This is a genomic window from Variovorax restrictus, from assembly GCF_051216715.1.
GTDB lineage: Bacteria > Pseudomonadota > Gammaproteobacteria > Burkholderiales > Burkholderiaceae_C > Variovorax.
This window is the reverse complement of sequence record NZ_JBPJZH010000001.1, coordinates 2,726,002-2,743,849: the sequence shown is the minus strand read 5'-3', so window position 1 is coordinate 2,743,849 and position 17,848 is coordinate 2,726,002. Positions and strand designations below refer to the sequence as shown.

Genomic DNA, 17,848 nt, shown 5'->3' with positions numbered 1-17,848 from the left:
TAACTTCACGACCTCGACTCGTCAGCCTGACGCAGATGAAACTTGAATACGCTTTAGAGTTGCCTGCACCTGCGATAGCGACCATCCCCCGCCTCTGGGGGCTTTGAGGCCGAGGCTGTTGAGCTCACTGACCATTTGCCGCTGGCTCAGCCCGCGCGCATGGAATCCAATGAAGATACCGGCGACCTTACCCGCGAAGTCCCGCGCCTTGGCTTGCCGCGCCTCAATGTTCGGCCTGAGGTTGGCCGGGCCGGCGGCTCCCAGGATGACCCCACGAGCCTTCGCCGCTGCCAAGGCGTCCTTGGTGCGCTGGCTGATGCGCTTTGCCTCGTGCTCTGCAACCGCCGCCAAGATGTGGATGGTCAGTTCGTTGGCCTCGGGCATGTCGCACGCGATAAATTTGACCTTGGACTCCATCATCGCCGAGACGAAGGCTACTGACCGGCTCAGCCGGTCGAGCTTGGCCACTAGCAGCGTGGCGCCCCTGGCTTTGGCGAGGGCGAGCGCGTTGCGGAGCTCGGGTCGACCCACTTCCGACTTGCGCCCGGACTCCACCTCCACGAACTCACCGACCACCTGAGCGCCAGCCCCATCGAGGAACTGCCGAACGGTTTCGCGCTGTGCATCAAGTCCAAGGCCGCTGAGCCCCTGGCGCTGGGTGCTCACGCGGTAGTACGTGACGAAGGTCCGGGCTGGCTGGGGCAGCATGTCGCTTGGTGACCGAGTTACTAGACGTTGGTTTAATATCATGTCAGTCTCGTTGACCGCATTCGGCTATCACGCCCGTGAGATCGGTCAACCACTATTCGCAGTGACGGCCTCTCCGGGCTCGACCGCGACCAACCGCGACCCGCTGGAGAGTCCCCTATGCCCCTCAAAGGGCCGCCCCCGTCGTTCGCTTGGGATCAGTTGACGTGCAGCGCGCGCCTCGATTTTTTCACTGTCTTCTGCCCCGTGAAGATGCCCCTTCCTCCCCTTGATGGGAAGAGCAACTGGGTACGCGACCCTCAAGATAAGACCTCCTTCAACCTAACGGTGCATGACCCGACGCGGGCTGACGTGATGAAGGTGTCGGAGACCCTTGAGAACCCGATGCTGATGAGACTGGAAATCGCCGTCGACTTCGCGCCGCGGAAGGGCGTGGCGCTGGCGTCGCGGGAGGACTTGTTGCAACAGACCTTCCACGCCGTGGCAGGGCGATTTCGCCCGGAGGATGCGACCTATTGGGGCTACGGCCTTCGCGGAGCTGTGACCGGAGCGGGGCAGGTGCCGAAGCCGTTTCACACCAGGTATCCAGCACCCGAGTCGCAGCTGCTCTACGGTCATCGGGGCGACTACATGCAGTCGAAGGTGTACCTCAAGCGAAGGGATCAACACCAGCCGTTGCCTCTTGAGCGCCACTGCATCAGGGCTGAAGTGTCGATCATGCGTGGGGGGCTGATGGCTGACGAGTTTGGGCTTGAGCGTCTGCTCGCGCTTCGTGACTACCCTTACCGGAGAATGTTCGCTAAGCATTTCCGATTCATCGATCACCCCGAAGTGCGTGCCCGAAATGAGCGGAACCAGACGGACCTAGCCAGGCTGGAACGACGCATGGGGCAGGCGTGGGCACGAGCAGGAGTCGGAAAGTTCGCCCCGGACATGAACTTTCCGTCAGACACCTTGCATTTGGCTGCTCAACGGGCGAGGAGCCGTGCGCGCCAACAGCTTCCTCGTGGTGACTATGTGCTCAAGCGCGACGTTCTCGCCAACCGTAAGATCGCAACAGCATTGCGTTCCCTCGAACGCCGCATGGCCTAGACCAGGGAAGAAAAGGGAGCAATCGTCCCGTCCGATGGACGGTAAGTCATTGATTACTAACAACTTTCGCTCGGCGAAAACGGTGGGTATAACGGGGCGCATTTCTTGGACCAGAGCCGGTGTCACTGCTTGGGCACCCGTACGGTCCTGCATCACCATGCTCAACCAGGTTCGCATCGCCACGGGCCCCAAGTCGGTCAGCATGTGGTATCGCCTCTTGAGCCTCGATTGGTCTGACGGTCAGCGTCTTTTTTAGGTGCGGTGTGCTGTACGGGGTGAGCACGAGCCCGCGTCCCAGCAGACTACCGCGGCTACACCAGGACCGACCGGTCAATTGCGGTGCAACACGTAACCTTGACACCCCTGCAGGTCAAGGCAGTTGTGGGAAGCCCTTGTCGGCGTTTTTCCTCGGTGTCCAACCGCTAGCCTTATAGGGGGAGTGCTCCAACTGGGGCCTGGTGTCTCGCATAGTTCGTCAGGGGTGGGGCGGGTCCAAGCACACGGTGAAACCATCGGGTTCTGCGCTGTTGCAGAGCACGACAAAGGTCATCCCATGAAAGCACCATCTACCCTCCCGGCCCTCATCGAGTCTCGCCAAGACGAGCTCGCTCTCACGGATGAGGCGCTCGCCCGAGCCCTCAACTACCCCAGCATCACGACGATCTCGATGATCAAGGCCGGCCGACTCTCGCTTCCGATCAACAAGGTGGAGGCACTTGCCGGCGCGCTGGACCTGGACTCCGCGGTGGTCCTCCGCCAGGTGATGGCAGAGCGTTGCCCCGGCATGCTCGAAGCCATTGAAGCGATCATCAATCCGCTCCAGCTGACGACCACCGAAGTGAACTTGATTCGCCACTGCCGAGCCCTGACTGGTGACAGGGAGGTGGCCCCGCTGGTGTTCAGTGGCCGGACCGTGATTGCTCTGGTCGCCAGCTAGGTTCGGCACGGGGCGCGTGCAGGGCCGCGACGTGGCCATCCCACTCAGCGGTTCCAGGTGGGCTCGTACCAAGCGGGAGAACGATCATTCGGCGGTAGGCGTGGTCCACACCTTAGCTGCTGAGCGTAGCCCTCCAACCTTCGGCGCCATTCGGGCATCGCACGGCGAAGTGCGCCTGGATCAGTTCGAGGAGTGCCTCGAAGTCCGCCGGCTTGGCCACGTGGCAGTCGAAGCCGGACGCCAGCGTTCTCGCCCGGTCGGCGGGTGAGTCATACCCGGTGAGCGCGATCAGCAGCGGTTCGAGGTCGTTCTCGTTCTTCTCGAGGCGCATGCGCCTTCCGACCTCGAACCCACTTAGGTCGGGAAGGCCGATGTCGCACAGCACGACCTGCGACCGTTGCGATACGAAGGCGGTGAGGGCGGTCAGCCCGTCGCGAGCGACCTCTACCTCATGGCCGGACACCTGCAACAGCATGGCGAGCATGTCGCCTGCGGCCTGGTTGTCGTCGACGACCAGGACGCGCGCGGCCACAAACCCGGGCTCGCCCGTGGGCACCACAGCAGGTTCGGCGACATGGTCGATGCGCGGGAGAACAACCGTGAACTCAGTGCCGCGACCGACGCCGTCGCTGTGCACCGCGATCGACCCACCGTGCAGTTGCACCATGCTGTGCACCACCGCCAACCCGACCCCCAGACCGCCGTGGCTGCGGCTGAGCGATCGCTCCTCCTGCGTGAAGAGATCGAAGATGCCCTCGATCGCCTCCTCGGCGATACCGCCGCCGTTGTCCTTCAGGCACAGCACCACGGTGCTCCCGTCCTGTCGAACGCTTAGGTCAATGGTGCCCTCGTCCGGAGTGTATTTGCTGGCGTTGTGCAGCAGGTTGCCGACGACCTGCGCCAGGCGCGTGGGGTCGCCGTTCACATAGAGAGGCGACGGCGGCAGCGTCAGCGTGAGCGTCTGGCGCTGCGATTCGATGAGGGAACTGGTAGTCTCGACCGCCTCGTCCACGAACTCCGCCACCGAGGTCGGTCTTCGGCGCAAGCTGACCTTGCCGCTGGTCACCCGCGATGCGTCGAGCAGATCGTCCAGCAGGCGTGCCATGTGCGCCACCTGTCGGCCAATGATGTCGCTGATGGCCTTGACCCGAGGATCGACCGGCTCGAGCCGCTCCAGCAGCGCCGCCGCGCTCCGGATGGGGGCCAGGGGGTTGCGCAGTTCGTGCGCCAGCATCGCGATGAACTCGTCCTGCTGCCGCTTGGCCCGCTTCGCCATCTCTCCGAGCTGCTCGGCCATGAGGGTCGCGCGCACGAGGTGGGCATTGGCTTCTAGCATGTCCCGCAGCCGTTGCTTGGCCGAGACCGGGGCCGACGTGCGGCTGTCACGGGGCCCGCGGTTCATCTCAGGCCCAGGGGCCGAGCGGCCGGGGGTGCCCGGTCAGCATGGCGTCCATGATCGGAACCGGCGCCCCGATGACCAGCCCCGCATCGGTTATCTCGTAGGGCCGCAGATCATGGCTGTGGGCGCTGTTCCGCACCTTCACCACGCCCATGACCCGCTTCAGCTGGCCCTGGAGTTCCACATAGCGCTGCACGATGATCGCGTCAGTCAGGAAAGCGGTGCCGTACGGGCTGAAGCGAAGGTCGGTGTAGCGATCCTCGAGTTCGGAAATCAGGAGCACCGCCACGCCCAGGCCCGTGAGCACCGCGATCATGCGATGCAGCGACTCTTTGAAGTCTTCCCGGAAAGTCGGCGCCAGCGCCAGCTCGAAGCCGGAGAGCGAATCGATCACCACCCGGCTCGCGCCGGTGCGTTCGATCATCTGCGTCAGCGCATAGAGCGTCTCGTCGATCGACAGGTCCAGCGCGCGCGTGTCGATCACGCCGACCTGCCCGCTGGCGATCAGCTCGTCCAGCTTGACCTTGTGCGAACGCGCTGGGCTCTTCTCGAAGGCGGCGAGCACGCCTTTTTCGCCGACGCGCGCACCTTCGGCCAGAAACGCCGCCGCGAGTTGCGACTTGCCCGACCCCGAGGGACCGGAGACCAGCAGCGAGTAGCCGGCCGGCAAGCCCCCACCCATCAGGTCGTCGAGCAGCGGGACGCCCATCGACAGCCGGGCCGGCACCGTGCTCTGCTTGCCGATGTTGTCGGGCGGTATGTGGCCGCTGGTGATCGTACGAGGAAAGATCTGCACGCCGTCGCTGCTGATGCGGAAGGTGTGCAGCCCCGGGATCGTGGCGTGTCCGCGCATCTTCATGATCTGGATCTTGCGGACCATCGAGTTGCGCTCGACGCTCTGCGCCATCCACAGGATGCCGTCGGCAACGGTGAAGATCGGGTTCGCCTCCGCTTCCATGGCGACGTATTCGCCGATGAGGAAGGTGGTGGCCTGCCACGTGGTCAGCAGCATCCCGAGCCGCTGGACGAAGCGCTGGAGATCGAGTTCGTCCTTGCCGACGACTCGCGCGGCCTGGACCACCGACCGAAACGAATCGACCATGACCAGCGAGGGCTCGAAGCGCTCCACCTCTTCCACGATCCGCGCGAGCACCCGGTCGTAGTCACCGGACACCAGCTCATCGGCCAGGTTGATGAAGCGGATCGACTCGTTGACCTTGGCCGCATCGAAAAAGCTGTACTGCTGCTGGTAGCGCAGCATCTTCAGGGGCGGCTCGCCCAGCACCGTGAAGAAGATTGCGCGGCGCTCGGGGTTGGCCAACGCGAACATGATCTGGTGCGCGAGCGTGGTCTTGCCCGAGCCGGGCGCTCCCGCGATCAGGTTGAAGGAGAACTCGGCGAGCCCTCCGGTCAGGAGCGCATCGAGGCCCGGGACGCCTGTGGGCAAGCGCTGGATGACAACATTGTCAATCATTGAAGGCTCTCGTGAGAAGTGAGTTCGGCATCGGGCAGGTTCCAGGCGGAATGCAGCATGCGCCGAGTCAAGGGCCGCCCGATCAGGGAGATGAGGTGATCGACCAGAGCGAGAAGCAGGTATTCACCCGCCGCGCGGCAGCCCGCCGGCGACCTCGCAGCCAGGTCGTCGTACAACGCCTCGAATGTCTTGTCGGTCACGACCGACGACGCCGCCAGGGTCCATCCAACCGTGGCGCGGGTGCGATGCACGGCATGGGCAATCAGCGAGGAAGCCGCCAGCACGCCGACCACCATCGTGAGTTCCCCATGCAGCGACTTCAACGCGCTGATGATGGATCGGGCGACTTCTGAGGAGGGAAGGTCATGGCCTGCGCACCGCGAAATCTCTCGCTTAACTGTATCGCTTGGCATGGCCCTCCGGCGCAGGTGTGAAGTGCTCTGTTGCCTGTCCATGGCAGCTGCCACGAGGATGGTACGGCCAAGCGGTTGAACGGGACCGGGGTCCGAGCGAAACCGGAACAACTCGACCCTAACGCATTTTGGCCCGACGGCTGGAGCTTTTTCCAGCGGCCTGGACGCCCTTGCCGGTTCGGCACGGTGGCACGCGGATGCCGAAGAAAGCGATCACCCCTGATTTCGCGCCCTCGTGCTTGAGGGGGACGAGACCGGGACGGTGAGCATCATCGTCTGGCCCAGCCTAGCGAGGCTGCGCGCGTAGAAGCTGCTGCAGATCTGGGCGCCGGACAAGGGCGTGCAGTCCTGACCGCGTTGAACTGCGCGGCCACTTGGCGCTGTTGAAAGGGTTTGTAGGTGGCAAGCAGAGAGAGCGACGAGCTCGTGGGATCAACGAAGGCGCTGCCGAAGCCTTACATTGGTAGGAGTCGCGAGTTCTTGATTCTCTAGAGCATGTCTTCTTGCCAACAAGGTCGCATATGAAAACTGCTGTCTTCAGCGCCCGCCCGTACGACCGACGCTTTCTCGACGAGGCCAATCAGGCGAAATCGACACAGCCCGCCGCCGAATTCGTTTACTTCGATGTTGCGCTCAGCGCCGATACGGCAGCGCTGGCGCAGGGTTGCCAGGCAGTCTGCGTGTTCGTTAATGACCGACTCACTGCAACCACGCTCGAGGCGCTGCATAGGTTCGGAGTGGGCGCCGTGCTGCTGCGCTGTGCTGGCTTCAACAATGTCGACCTGGCCGCAGCAGAACGGCTTGGCCTTTTTGTGGCGCGCGTTCCAGCCTACTCGCCCGAAGCGGTGGCTGAGCACACGCTAGCGCTGATCATGACGCTCAATCGCCAGACGCACCGCGCCTACAACCGAGTGCGCGAAGGCAACTTCATGCTGGAGGGCCTGCTCGGCAGCACGCTTCACGGCAAGACCGTGGGCATTGTCGGCACCGGCAAGATCGGTCTGGCAACAGCCCGCATCCTGCACGGCATGGGCTGCGTGGTGCTCGGCTGCGACCCCTTTCCGTCGCCTCAGTTTGACGGTCTCGGGCACATGGTCGCTCTGGACGAGCTGTTGGCGCGCTCGGACATCGTGTCGCTGCACTGTCCGCTCACCGAAGACTCGCGCCACATGATCGATTCAGCCTCGCTGTCGCGCATGAAGGCCGGCGCGATGCTGGTCAACACGTCGCGCGGTGCGCTGATCGATACCGGGGCGGTGATTGAGGCGCTCAAGTCACGCCAGCTCGGCCACCTCGCGATCGATGTGTACGAGCAGGAAGGCGCGCTGTTCTTCCAGGACCACTCCGGGGAGATCATCGACGATGACGTGTTCCAGCGCCTCATGACCTTTCCCAACGTGCTGGTCACCGGGCACCAAGGCTTCTTCACGGTCGAAGCGTTGCGGGAAATCTCCTCGATCACCCTCGACAACCTGCGCCACTTCGCCGAGCACACGCACTGCCCCAACCTGGTTGCCGCGCCTTGAACCCGGCGATCGCGCCCTTGTGGCAGCAGGTCTACGACCCGATGGGCAACGCCAACCTGTCGGCGCTGCTAGCCGCGCTGCCGGTGCTGTTCTTCCTGGCGGCGCTCACCGTGCTCAAGCTCAAGGGGCTGACCGCCGCGTTGCTCGCGGTAGCGGTCTCGGCGGCCGTTTCCTTGTTCGTCTTCAGCATGCCGTTCGGGAGCATCGTGGGTGCGGCCCTGCTGGGCATTGCCAACGGCCTCTTCCCGATCGGCTTCATCGTGCTGATGGCGGTTTGGCTCTACAAACTGGCGATCAAAAGCGGCAAGTTCGAGGTGATCCGCGGCAGCATCGCGACCGTTTCAGAAGACCAGCGCATCCAGGTGCTGCTCATCGCCTTCTGCTTCGGCGGCTTCCTGGAAGGCGCGGCCGGCTTCGGCGTGCCGATCGCGATCTGCGCCGCGCTGCTGGTCGAGCTGGGCTTTCGGCCGCTCAAGGCCGCTATGCTCTGCCTGGTGGCCAACGCCGCCTCGGGCGCCTACGGGGCCATCGGCATCCCGGTGCTGGTCGGCGCCCAGCAAGGCGGGGTGGACCTGGCCGAGATGTCGCTCATGCTGATCGCCACCGTGCAGGTCTGCACCGTGTTCGTACCGGCCGGGCTGGTGTGGGTGCTCGACGGCTGGCGCGGCGTGCGCGAGACCTGGCCGGTTCTGCTCTTTGTCGGGCTGGTGTTCAGTGGCGTGCAGACGCTGACGCTATATTTTCTCGGCCCCGAGCTGACCGACATCCTCGCGCCATTGGTGACCATGGGGGGGCTGGCCGGCTTCATGCAGGTCTGGCAGCCGAAGCGCATCTACCGCGAGGCCAATGCGCAGCCCTCGGCGGCGCGCAGCTGGTCGCTCAAGGAAGTGTTGCTGGCCTGGTCGCCCTTCTACATCCTGACCGGCGTGATCTTGGTGTGGAGCCTGCCGGGCTTCAAGGCGCTGTTCGCCGCGGGCGGGCTGCTTGCCGACACCGTCATGCGGCTGCCGATCGGGCTGCTACATCAGCGCGTGCAGGAGCTGCCGCCACTGGTAGAGAGCGTCCATACCCTCCCGGCGGTCTGGACCGTCGGTCTGCTCAATGCCTCGGGCATGGCGATCCTGATCGCGGCGCTGCTCACCACGCTGTTCTCAAAGAAGCTGAGCGTCGCCGCCGCGACCGGCGAGTTGGGCCAGGCGGTGCGCGACATGTGGAAGCCTCTAGCGACTGTGTCGCTAGTGATGGCTGTGGCCTACGTGACGAACTACTCGGGCGCCTCATCGACCATCGGCTTTGCGCTGGCGCAGACCGGCGGCCTGTTCCCGCTGCTGTCGCCCGTCATCGGCTGGCTGGGCGTGTTCATGACCGGTTCGGTGGTCAACAGCAACACCCTGTTCGCGCACCTGCAGGCCGTGACGGCCGCGCAGATCGGCACATCGGAGGCGCTGCTGGTCTCCGCCAACACGGCGGGCGGCGTGATGGCCAAGCTGGTGTCACCGCAGTCGATAGCGATCGCGGCGGCAGCGGTCAAGCTGGTGGGCCAGGAGTCCGCCATCATGCGCAGCACACTGAGATTTAGCCTCGGCCTGCTGGCCTACGTCTGCCTCGGCACGCTCCTGCTGACCGTGGTGCTGCGTTGAGCGCCTGCATCATCAGTCGCCCCCCGTAAACGGTGGTTCGACTCGAGCACTTGAGCGTCTGGAACGGTCTGAAGTGGTCGTCCACCTCGGGGCACTGAACGGCCGGTTCTGGCCAGGTCGCGGAAGTCCCGACGGGCGCCCGAATCCACAACCAATGCTTGCCATCGTCGTGGCGTGAGTCGTGCACGTGGTGATCAACGACGCTCTGTGCAGGTTGCGCGAGCCGTCGGATTAGCGCTTCTGCACCAATCTGCGGGTTCAATGGAAGGCGTCACCCGGCGGCACGCGCAGTACTCATTCCCGGAGGGCACGAGACCATAATTCCCCACCTGCTCGCGAGCGGAAGAGCATCTTTTTCGAGGGGGGCTCAGGTGCTCTATGTATAAGGATTCGAGCTGGGCGCACGGGCATTGCGTCATTGAAAACGTGGACGTTTTGCGGCGAGGTACCAGCACAAGTGCGTCGAACTGATGACGCTCGTCGTGCCCAGCGGGATCGGAGAGGGTACGAGCGCAAGGGACATGCAGCCTATCTCGTGCCTCGCCGGCCATTACCGAGCATTTTTTGCAGATCACCCGCGCTTTGAATTGCATAGGCAGCAAACCTGGCGAAATGTTGCGCATCCGATCTGCTCAGCGGTGCGGCAACAGCGCAACCTACTGCGAGACGCGGACAGCCGTTGCCGATGCCGTTGCCGTCGAACGGCAACGGCAACGGCAAACTGCCCGAGCCTACCCAGCACCGTCCCGGACGCCCTCGCGAGTGGGTCAGCATGTGGTTATTGCTAGGTTTTCAGCCTTTCCCCTTAATCTTCCCGAATGAAGCACAACGAACCCGTCGCCTCGAGTGCGGCTTACCGAGTCGAGGTGTCCCAGTTGCTTGATGCAGAGCTCCGACTGATAGCAGCGCGAGAAGGGATGCAGCTTGGCGGGGTGTGGATGAAGGCTGTCCAGCTCTATCTCGCGGTCGACCGAGGACACCAGCTTGGCCTGCGCATTGGGCTCTTCGACCCGTCGACGAAAACGGTGGTGAGAGAATTCGTCGGGCTCTACGACCCACCTGCCTGACAAGGCGGTGCGGCAGCGCTCCGCCCGCTACAAGGGGCACACCGCGGTCCGCCATGTCACAGTGTCTGGTTGGCGTCGGTCATAAAGGAGTCGCTCGTCGGGTCCGGCCGGCGCATGTACTTCATCAGGTCATGATCGTCAGCACTCAAGGTCAGCATCGTGAACGTGCTGACCCATTCGCCCAGGGGCGACTTCCACGTCTGCCACAGGCCCGCTACGCCAGCGTGCTGCCATCGACGGCGGCGAACTTCGTAAGGACGTGGGTGCCGGCGCGCCAGTCTGGCTCATAGATCGCCTCGCGGGGCACGATGCAGTGTCGTGAGGCTCCCTATGCGCTCCTGAAGCTACGCAGCGTCGCAACGGTCTCCGAACGATCGTTGTATGTCTTCGCGTCGTACTTCACCTCGGGGGGCGAAGGCAGGCACCAGGTCAAAGCGCGCTTCGACCACCTCGACAGCTGGCACTGTCTCATCTCCAGACCGTTCTCTGGCGGCCTTCGCAAAATGGGGGCGAACTGCGTCGGGTAAATATGGCTGCCGCCAGAGGGCGGCTCCCACTCCGCCGGCAGCTTGATCCCGAAGCAGAAGTGGCGGCGCTTCTCTGCCTGGTAGTACCTGCACATTTTTGGCCCTCTTAGACCCATCCAGCCAAAGACAACGATCCGAACCTCTGCCACGGATCAAAGATATGCTAGGTATCGAACATAGGCTAGCTATCAACGCCCGGCAGGCGCCGTCGTCTGACGGACCCGACTGCGATCATCACAGCGCTTGGTATGGACCCATGTCTTCTTTGCCTTTGCGCGCACCCTGCTTGCGTCCGAGAGCGTCGACGAGGGCTTTGAGGCCGTCCTCGGCGTTGAAAGAGGCGATCGCTGGCAGGTCATAGGTCAACAATTGCAGGTGATCTAGGGCTTGCTCTGGCGCCACGTCCTTGGCGTAAGTCCTCGATCGCACGCTTGATCCACGGTCATGCCCGGTGAGCTGGTTGCCCAGTCGCTCAGGCGTCGAGGCGGGCAGCGCGTTGACGAAGGTGTGACGGAAGGAATGAAAGGTCAGGGAGCTGTCGCGAGCGTAGCCCAGATCCTTCAGGAGACCTGAAAACCACTTCACCATGTCCTTGCTGTATCCCTTGTCGTGCGAGTAGATGAGCTCTGGAAAGAACCGCTGATAGCCCGCATCTCGCAAGGCTGATATCCAGTCCGGAAGCCCGAGCTCGAGCAGTTTTGGATGCACCGGTACGACGCGAAGCGAAGCAGATGCTTTACCTCTGGCCTTGCCGTGGGGTGTCTTCAGGCGCTTGTCAGGCGTGCGCTCGTTGAAGTCGATGTACCAGGTCCCGCCAGGGGTGCAACCGAAGTCCGAGAGGTGCAGTTGGCACAGCTCGCCGATGCGCGCACCCGTGTAGAGGCCCAAAAGCGGCAGCCAGTACTCTGCTGGCGAGTCTGTGTGCTTTCCACTAGAACTCAGTCTGCTCTTACCCGTGCACGCGATCACGGTTGAGAAGATCTGGTTGAGATGCTCGGGCTCAAACTTGATGCGGCTCTGATCGGCTCGCTTTCTGATTGCGCGTGATTCGACGGCCGTCAGAACAGACTCTCCCGAGATCGCAGCCCCCGGGTCGATGCTGATCCAGTTCTGAACCTTCAGCCAGCGAAACCAAGCCCTGATCCAGTCCATGCGCTTGTTTCGCTCGCTCGCAGACATCACGGGCCAGGTCGAGCCGGTCACCGCCGCAATCGATTCTGAGACCGATGTGGTCTTGTGCAACAGGCGGACCTTGTTTTCCTTGGCTGGCACCTGGGAGAGACGGTCGTCCCGAAACCTCCGCAGCAGGTCAGCATCGACCTCTCCAACCGGGAGATCGCCCATGAGTTCGATGAGGAGGCCGCAGGCGGTACTGACCCGCTTCACCTCGTTCTCGGAGGCGATGTCTTGGCGCAGCTTGTTCTTGGTGTACGCGCTGAGGGCCTCGGAAAGGGGCCTCCGGGCGTACTTTCCGTCCCGCCTGTGCCCCTCCTGGTCAGCTCCACTTTGCGCCGCGCGTGCGGCTTCCAGTCGCGTCGGCACGATCGTGGCCGCAAGTGCGCGTCGCAGAGCATCTACCTCAAGCGCCGCTACCTCGACTGAATTCCGATTCAGCCAGATGGTCTGGTCCGGCACGAACACACTTCCGGCCTCAGTGTCGAACGCCACAAGCGGCACCGTCGCCTGAACATCGTTGAGCAGCGCTTCCACGAGCCCCGGCAGGGCGTCTGCGGGGATGGGCAGCGGTCCAGTTGGTGCAACTCTTTTCGCGCTGGCCGGCATCCTGGCCGGGTGAGGAACTTCGAGTGATCCGAGTTGCACGTCGTCGGGCTGCAGGGCTGCCAGGGGAAGCGAGTAACCAAGCTGACCTGCCGAGCGCCAGAAAAGGCCGATCCGACCTTCCAGGGCGCTCTTGAACAAGTACTCTGCACTCATCCCTGAGGCAGCCGCGGCGAGATCCAGGCTTAGGTGCCCGGCCAGGGCCAGCGTGGGGTGGCCGTCGGCAATCTTGATGATGCTGGTGTGATTGGTGGCGGTGTCGCCCATAGCAAGTCGGTCGAGGTCCAAGAGCTGTCCTCGCCACTGTGCCAGAAGCCCGGACGCCACGACCTTGGCGACAGCAAGATGGTGTGTGGCAGTGGTCTGCACGTACTCCGTGCGGCCGGCGAGGTCGCGGAGCCGATGCGGGACCACGAGGCGGACGAACCACACCCCAGAAGGACGACGATGAAGATTTTGCACAGGACGCTTTGTATGAGCGCGCTGTACTAGGTCGGCTCCGAAGCCATTTTCCTAATGGAATCAAGGACTTCGGAAATTTTGGAGCGGGTGAAGGGAATCGAACCCTCGTATGAAGCTTGGGAAGCTGCCGTTCTGCCATTGAACTACACCCGCGAACCGACGAATTCTACCGTCGCCCGTGGGTGCCTTCGATGCGATGATTTGGACGCCGGTCGCGCGTTCGTCGCACTGCGGTTCGCGCCCTCCACTGACGCCATTCGGTCTATGCCGGCCCCGTCTTTCGTGATGGGCGTCTGCCGACGTGCCGATCTTCCTCAATCTCTTCCAATTTGCCCGAAATGTGCCTTGTGTGTGACAGTTGCGGCCGGCACAATTGGATACGACTGTTAGATAAAACACTTACATGCGCAGTGACACGTGGCCCGCTTCGTCAGGGCTTGAATCAGCGGGCCCCGAGGGTCCTGTGCTGAAGTTCTGGTTCCTCGAGCCGAAAGACACCACTCTGGCCTCGCCAGACCTGTCTTTCATGAGCCTGCTCAAGGCCGAGATGCTGGGGCGCTTGGGGCATGCCGAGGCACGCAGCCCGGAGGAGGCCGATGCGCTTCTGCTTCAGGAACCCTGGGATTTCCGCGAGTGGCGTTACATCGACCGCCTGGAGGCCGATCCGATCGTCGGGCGCTTCGCGCACAAGGTCTTCACCATCAACAACGACGATGCGGCCTCAGGGCTGCTGCGTGGTGTCTACAGCTGCCTGCCCGCGCACCGCACCGACGACGCACTGCACGCCGTCGTGCCGTTCATTCGAAAGCCCAACGACATCGTGTTGCAACGGGTGAGCGAGCCGCGACCGCCGGCGCAGTACCTGGCTGCCTGGTTCGGCAATCCGCAATCGAGCAAGGTGCGCCGCAAGCTCTACACCCGTTACAGCGAATCGACGTCGCTGCGCCTGATGACGACGGCCAGCTGGATGCAGTACGGCTCGGACGAGCGCGTGCTGTATGCGGACATGTTGCATGCAGGCAAGTTCGCGCTGTGCCCGAGCGGATGGGCGCCCGCCACGTTGCGGTTCTATGAAGCCTTGGCGATGGGCGTCGCGCCGGTGGTGGTGGCCGATGGCATCGAGCTGCCAAAAGGGCCGAACTGGGACGATTTCGTCATCCATGTTCCGGAGGCAGACCTGGGGCGGCTCGAAGCGTTGATCGAACCCTATGCGGCCCGCTACCGCGAGATGGGCGATCTCGCGCGCGCCGCGTGGTTGAAGTATTTCAGCCCCGACCAGATGGTCCCCTATTACGCGCAGGCCCTGCTGCGTTGCATCCATGCGGCCCGGTGCGAAGAAGGATCGGTGGCGAAGGAGGTGGCACGCTGGCGCTCGACGAAGATGTACTGGGACAACCACTGGACCCTGCCTCAGCGTGTCGTGAACAAGGTGGAGCGGCTCATCGACAGTCGGCGCAAGAAGCTGTCGTCCGCGCCGTCGGTTGTCGCCTGAGGTGTGGGGGCGTTGGCCACAGGGGCGGGCAGTAGCCCAAACCTATAATCGATAGGCCAATCAAATCAAGCAGTTAGCGGGTGCATCGTTCCGCTGTGCGAGCCCCTTGCGAGCCTTTTGCGAGCTATTTCCATCCCATGAGCCAGCCCACCTTCACGGTCGCGGACATCCGCAAGACCTTCCTCGACTTCTTCGCCTCGAAGGGCCACACGATCGTGCCGTCCAGCCCGCTCGTGCCGGGCAACGACCCGACGCTGATGTTCACCAACTCGGGGATGGTTCAGTTCAAGGACGTGTTCCTCGGCGAGGACAAGCGCCCCTACGTGCGCGCCACGTCGGTCCAGGCCTGCCTGCGCGCCGGCGGCAAGCACAACGACCTGGAGAACGTGGGCTACACCGCGCGCCACCACACCTTCTTCGAGATGCTGGGCAACTGGAGCTTCGGCGACTACTTCAAGCGCGAATCGCTGATGTGGGCGTGGGAACTGCTCACGCAGGTCTACAAGCTGCCGGCCGAGAAGCTGTGGGCCACTGTCTACATCGAGGACGACGAGGCCTACGACATCTGGACGAAGGACATCGGCCTGCCGCCCGAGCGCGTGGTGCGCATCGGCGACAACAAGGGCGGCCGCTACATGTCCGACAACTTCTGGATGATGGCGGACACCGGCCCGTGCGGCCCGTGCTCGGAAATCTTCTATGACCACGGCCCCCAGATCGCCGGTGGCCCGCCCGGCAGCCCCGATGAAGACGGCGACCGCTACATCGAGATCTGGAACAACGTGTTCATGCAGTTTGACATGCAGCCCGACGGCTCGGTCAAGAAGTTGCCGGCGCCGTGCGTCGACACCGGCATGGGCCTGGAGCGGCTGGCGGCCATCCTGCAGCACGTGCACAGCAACTACGAGATCGACATCTTCGATGCGCTGATCAAGGCCGCTGCGCGCGAGACCGGCGAGCAGGACCTGGCCAACAGCAGCCTGCGCGTGATCGCCGACCACATCCGCGCCACCGCCTTCCTGGTGGCCGACGGCGTGATCCCGTCGAACGAAGGCCGCGGCTACGTGCAGCGCCGCATCATTCGTCGCGCCATCCGCCACGGCTACAAGCTGGGCCAGAAAAAGCCCTTCTTCCACAAGCTGGTGCCCGACCTGGTCGCGCTGATGGGCGAGGCCTACCCGAAGCTCGTCGCCGACCAGAAGCACGTCACCGACACGCTGAAGGCCGAAGAAGAACGCTTCTTCGAGACGCTGGCCAACGGCATGGAAATCCTGGATGCGGCGCTGGCCGGCGGCGCCAAGGTGCTGCCGGGCGAGGTCGCCTTCAAGCTGCACGACACCTTCGGCTTCCCGCTCGACCTGTCGGCCGACGTCTGCCGCGAGCGCGGCGTGAGCGTCGACGAAGCCGGTTTCAAGACCGCGATGGAAAAGCAGAAGGCCGCAGGCCGCGCCGCCGGCAAGTTCAAGATGGACCGCAACGTCGAGTACGCCGGCGCGGGCAACACCTTCACCGGCTACGAGCACCTCGAAGAGACGGCGAAGGTGCAGGCGCTGTATTTCGAAGGTGCCTCGGTGAGCGAACTGAAGGAGGGCCAGCCCGGCATCGTGGTGCTCGACACCACGCCGTTCTATGCCGAGAGCGGCGGCCAGGTCGGCGACCAGGGCGTGCTGAGCGCCGAGGGCGTGCAGTTCGGCGTGGAAGACACGCAGAAGATCAAGGCCGACGTGTTCGGCCACCACGGCACGCAGACGCAGGGCACGCTCAAGGTGGGCGACACCGTCAAGGCTGCGGTCGACGGCGAGCGCCGCAACGCGACCATGCGCAACCACAGCGTGACCCACCTGATGCACAAGGCCCTGCGCGAAGTGCTGGGCACGCACGTGCAGCAGAAGGGCTCGCTGGTCGATGCCGACAAGACGCGCTTCGACTTCGCGCACAACGCCGCGGTCACGCACGACCAGATCCTGGAGATCGAGAAGCGCGTGAACGCCGAGATCCTGGCCAACACGGTCAACGTGATTCGCGTGCTGCCGATCGAAGAGGCCCAGAAGACCGGCGCCATGATGCTGTTCGGCGAGAAATACGGCGAGAGCGTGCGCGTGATCGACATCGGTTCCAGTCGCGAACTCTGCGGCGGCACGCACGTTCAGCGCACCGGCGACATCGGCCTGTTCAAGATCGCCAGCGAAGGCGGCGTGGCGGCAGGCGTGCGCCGGATCGAAGCGATCACCGGCATCAACGTGCTGAGCTACTTGCAAGGGCTCGAGTCGACGGTGCAGAGCGTGGCTGCCACGCTCAAAACACCGACGGCCGACGTGCAGAGTCGACTCGGCCAGGTGCTCGACCAGGTGCGCACGCTGGAGCGCGAGGTCGGTTCGCTCAAGGGCAAGCTGGCGTCGTCGAAGGGCGATGAACTGCTCGCGCAGGCGATCGACATCAAGGGCGTGAAGGTGCTCGTGGCCCAGCTCGACGGTGCCGACGCCAAGACGCTGCGCGACACCATGGACAAGCTCAAGGACAAGCTAAAGAGCGCGGCCATCGTGCTGGCCGCCGTCGACGGTGCCAAGGTGCAGATCGCGGCCGGCGTCACGGCCGACGCGATGGGCAAGGTCAAGGCCGGCGAACTCGTCAACTTCGTGGCCCAGCAGGTGGGTGGCAAGGGTGGCGGCAAGCCCGACATGGCCATGGCCGGTGGCACCGATGCGAGCGCGCTGCCCGCGGCGCTGGCTTCGGTGCAGGGCTGGGTGACCGAGCGGCTCTGATCGCGGAGCGGTCCCTGGTGGTGCGGCCGGACCTGCGCTAAGGTTCGCCCGCCGATCAACGACGCCAGGAGCCGCCATGGACACCCGCCCGCCCGTTCCCCCGTTCACGCGCGAGAGCGCTATCCAGAAGGTGCGCGGCGCCGAAGACGCCTGGAATTCGCGCGACCCCGACCGCGTCGCCGGTGTCTACACCGAAGACACGCTGTGGCGCAACCGGGCCGAATTCCCGGTTGGGCGCGAAGCGGTGCGTACCTTCCTGCAGCGCAAATGGGCGCGCGAGCTGGACTACCGGCTTATCAAGGAACTGTGGGCCTTCACCGACCACCGCATCGCGGTGCGCTTCGCTTACGAATGGCACGACGACTCCGGCCATTGGTTTCGCAGCTATGGCAACGAGAACTGGGAGTTCAACCCGCAGGGGCTGATGCAGCGGCGCTTCGCTAGCATCAACGACCTGCCGATCGCCGAGAAGGACCGCCTGTTCCATTGGCCCTTGGGGCGCAGGCCCGATGACCACGCGAGCCTGAGCGACCTGGGGCTGTAGCGTCGTCAGCGCACATGGCACGGGCG

At 63.9% G+C, this 17,848-nt stretch carries 14 protein-coding genes, 1 tRNA gene and 1 pseudogene; 8 read left to right on the top strand and 8 right to left on the bottom strand.

The window, feature by feature from the left end; translation table 11 throughout:
- Positions 1–21 precede the first annotated feature (21 nt).
- Positions 22–708 carry a recombinase family protein gene (locus ACSFA0_RS12990; RefSeq protein WP_435450575.1) on the bottom strand — a complete coding sequence of 229 codons (687 nt, stop codon included), beginning with the start codon at positions 706–708 and terminating at the stop codon, positions 22–24.
- Between the two features lie 159 nt (positions 709–867).
- Here ACSFA0_RS12990 and ACSFA0_RS12985 point away from each other — a divergent pair, with 159 nt between their 5' ends.
- Positions 868–1,800 (top strand): hypothetical protein, encoded by a 933-nt coding sequence (locus ACSFA0_RS12985; protein ID WP_435450574.1) that lies wholly within the window; start codon positions 868–870, stop codon positions 1,798–1,800.
- 553 nt (positions 1,801–2,353) lie between these two features.
- Entirely contained in the window at positions 2,354–2,737 is a 384-nt protein-coding gene (locus ACSFA0_RS12980; protein WP_435450573.1) for a hypothetical protein, read from the top strand.
- Between the two features lie 112 nt (positions 2,738–2,849).
- On the opposite strand, the gene ACSFA0_RS12975 is transcribed toward ACSFA0_RS12980, so the two are convergent.
- Genes ACSFA0_RS12975 through ACSFA0_RS12965 form a run of 3 tightly spaced genes read right to left on the bottom strand, consistent with a single transcriptional unit; the run spans position 2,850 to position 5,933 of the window.
- Positions 2,850–4,139 carry a hybrid sensor histidine kinase/response regulator gene (locus ACSFA0_RS12975; protein ID WP_435450572.1) on the bottom strand — a complete coding sequence of 430 codons (1,290 nt, stop codon included), beginning with the start codon at positions 4,137–4,139 and terminating at the stop codon, positions 2,850–2,852.
- 1 nt (position 4,140) lies between these two features.
- Complete coding sequence (locus tag ACSFA0_RS12970) at positions 4,141–5,610, bottom strand: RAD55 family ATPase (protein ID WP_435450571.1); 1,470 nt, start codon at positions 5,608–5,610, stop codon at positions 4,141–4,143.
- On the bottom strand, positions 5,607–5,933 hold the full coding sequence (locus ACSFA0_RS12965) for an SDR family oxidoreductase (RefSeq protein ID WP_435450570.1): 327 nt from the start codon (positions 5,931–5,933) through the stop codon (positions 5,607–5,609). Before ACSFA0_RS12965 ends, ACSFA0_RS12970 begins: the two co-directional genes overlap by 4 nt.
- A 611-nt stretch (positions 5,934–6,544) precedes the next feature.
- Between ACSFA0_RS12965 and ACSFA0_RS12960 the strand changes: the two genes are divergently transcribed.
- From ACSFA0_RS12960 to ACSFA0_RS12950, 3 genes are all read left to right on the top strand, one after another.
- Positions 6,545–7,549, top strand: a complete 1,005-nt coding sequence (locus ACSFA0_RS12960) for a 2-hydroxyacid dehydrogenase (protein WP_435450569.1) — start codon at positions 6,545–6,547, stop codon at positions 7,547–7,549.
- Positions 7,546–9,189 (top strand): L-lactate permease, encoded by a 1,644-nt coding sequence (locus tag ACSFA0_RS12955; protein ID WP_435450568.1) that lies wholly within the window; start codon positions 7,546–7,548, stop codon positions 9,187–9,189. The genes ACSFA0_RS12960 and ACSFA0_RS12955 overlap by 4 nt, the downstream gene beginning before the upstream one ends.
- Before the next feature lie 818 nt (positions 9,190–10,007).
- Positions 10,008–10,256 carry a hypothetical protein gene (locus ACSFA0_RS12950; protein WP_435450567.1) on the top strand — a complete coding sequence of 83 codons (249 nt, stop codon included), beginning with the start codon at positions 10,008–10,010 and terminating at the stop codon, positions 10,254–10,256.
- A 56-nt stretch (positions 10,257–10,312) separates the two neighbouring features.
- On the opposite strand, the gene ACSFA0_RS12945 is transcribed toward ACSFA0_RS12950, so the two are convergent.
- The 4 genes and pseudogenes from ACSFA0_RS12945 to ACSFA0_RS12930 form a co-directional block, all read right to left on the bottom strand.
- Positions 10,313–10,534, bottom strand: coding sequence for an SOS response-associated peptidase family protein (locus ACSFA0_RS12945; protein ID WP_435450972.1), 222 nt, complete (start codon positions 10,532–10,534; stop codon positions 10,313–10,315).
- 483 nt (positions 10,535–11,017) lie between these two features.
- Positions 11,018–12,829, bottom strand: coding sequence for a site-specific integrase (locus ACSFA0_RS12940; protein ID WP_435450971.1), 1,812 nt, complete (start codon positions 12,827–12,829; stop codon positions 11,018–11,020).
- Between the two features lie 42 nt (positions 12,830–12,871).
- Positions 12,872–13,024, bottom strand: a pseudogene (locus ACSFA0_RS12935) (DUF6538 domain-containing protein); the annotation flags it as partial.
- A 79-nt stretch (positions 13,025–13,103) separates the two neighbouring features.
- Positions 13,104–13,177, bottom strand: a tRNA-Gly gene (locus ACSFA0_RS12930).
- Between the two features lie 373 nt (positions 13,178–13,550).
- Between ACSFA0_RS12930 and ACSFA0_RS12925 the strand changes: the two genes are divergently transcribed.
- From ACSFA0_RS12925 to ACSFA0_RS12915, 3 genes are all read left to right on the top strand, one after another.
- On the top strand, positions 13,551–14,516 hold the full coding sequence (locus tag ACSFA0_RS12925) for an exostosin domain-containing protein (protein ID WP_435450566.1): 966 nt from the start codon (positions 13,551–13,553) through the stop codon (positions 14,514–14,516).
- Positions 14,517–14,653: 137 nt separating this feature from the next.
- The gene (gene alaS, locus ACSFA0_RS12920; protein ID WP_435450565.1) at positions 14,654–17,278 is read left to right on the top strand and encodes an alanine--tRNA ligase; all 2,625 of its coding nucleotides are present in this window, start codon (positions 14,654–14,656) and stop codon (positions 17,276–17,278) included.
- 76 nt (positions 17,279–17,354) lie between these two features.
- A complete protein-coding gene (locus ACSFA0_RS12915) occupies positions 17,355–17,822 on the top strand; it encodes a nuclear transport factor 2 family protein (protein ID WP_435450564.1) in 468 nt (155 codons plus the stop codon).
- The last annotated feature ends 26 nt before the right edge of the window (positions 17,823–17,848 follow it).

Bases quoted from the DNA above. Each gene is read 5' to 3' on its own strand.
- ACSFA0_RS12980 (WP_435450573.1), top strand. From the start codon at position 2,354: ATGAAAGCACCATCTACCCTCCCGGCCCTCATCGAGTCTCGCCAAGAC.
- ACSFA0_RS12975 (WP_435450572.1), bottom strand. From the start codon at position 4,139: ATGAACCGCGGGCCCCGTGACAGCCGCACGTCGGCCCCGGTCTCGGCC.
- ACSFA0_RS12970 (WP_435450571.1), bottom strand. From the start codon at position 5,610: ATGATTGACAATGTTGTCATCCAGCGCTTGCCCACAGGCGTCCCGGGC.
- ACSFA0_RS12950 (WP_435450567.1), top strand. From the start codon at position 10,008: ATGAAGCACAACGAACCCGTCGCCTCGAGTGCGGCTTACCGAGTCGAG.
- ACSFA0_RS12990 (WP_435450575.1), bottom strand. From the start codon at position 708: ATGCTGCCCCAGCCAGCCCGGACCTTCGTCACGTACTACCGCGTGAGC.
- alaS (WP_435450565.1), top strand. From the start codon at position 14,654: ATGAGCCAGCCCACCTTCACGGTCGCGGACATCCGCAAGACCTTCCTC.
- ACSFA0_RS12925 (WP_435450566.1), top strand. From the start codon at position 13,551: ATGAGCCTGCTCAAGGCCGAGATGCTGGGGCGCTTGGGGCATGCCGAG.
- ACSFA0_RS12960 (WP_435450569.1), top strand. From the start codon at position 6,545: ATGAAAACTGCTGTCTTCAGCGCCCGCCCGTACGACCGACGCTTTCTC.
- ACSFA0_RS12940 (WP_435450971.1), bottom strand. From the start codon at position 12,829: ATGGGCGACACCGCCACCAATCACACCAGCATCATCAAGATTGCCGAC.
- ACSFA0_RS12915 (WP_435450564.1), top strand. From the start codon at position 17,355: ATGGACACCCGCCCGCCCGTTCCCCCGTTCACGCGCGAGAGCGCTATC.
- ACSFA0_RS12985 (WP_435450574.1), top strand. From the start codon at position 868: ATGCCCCTCAAAGGGCCGCCCCCGTCGTTCGCTTGGGATCAGTTGACG.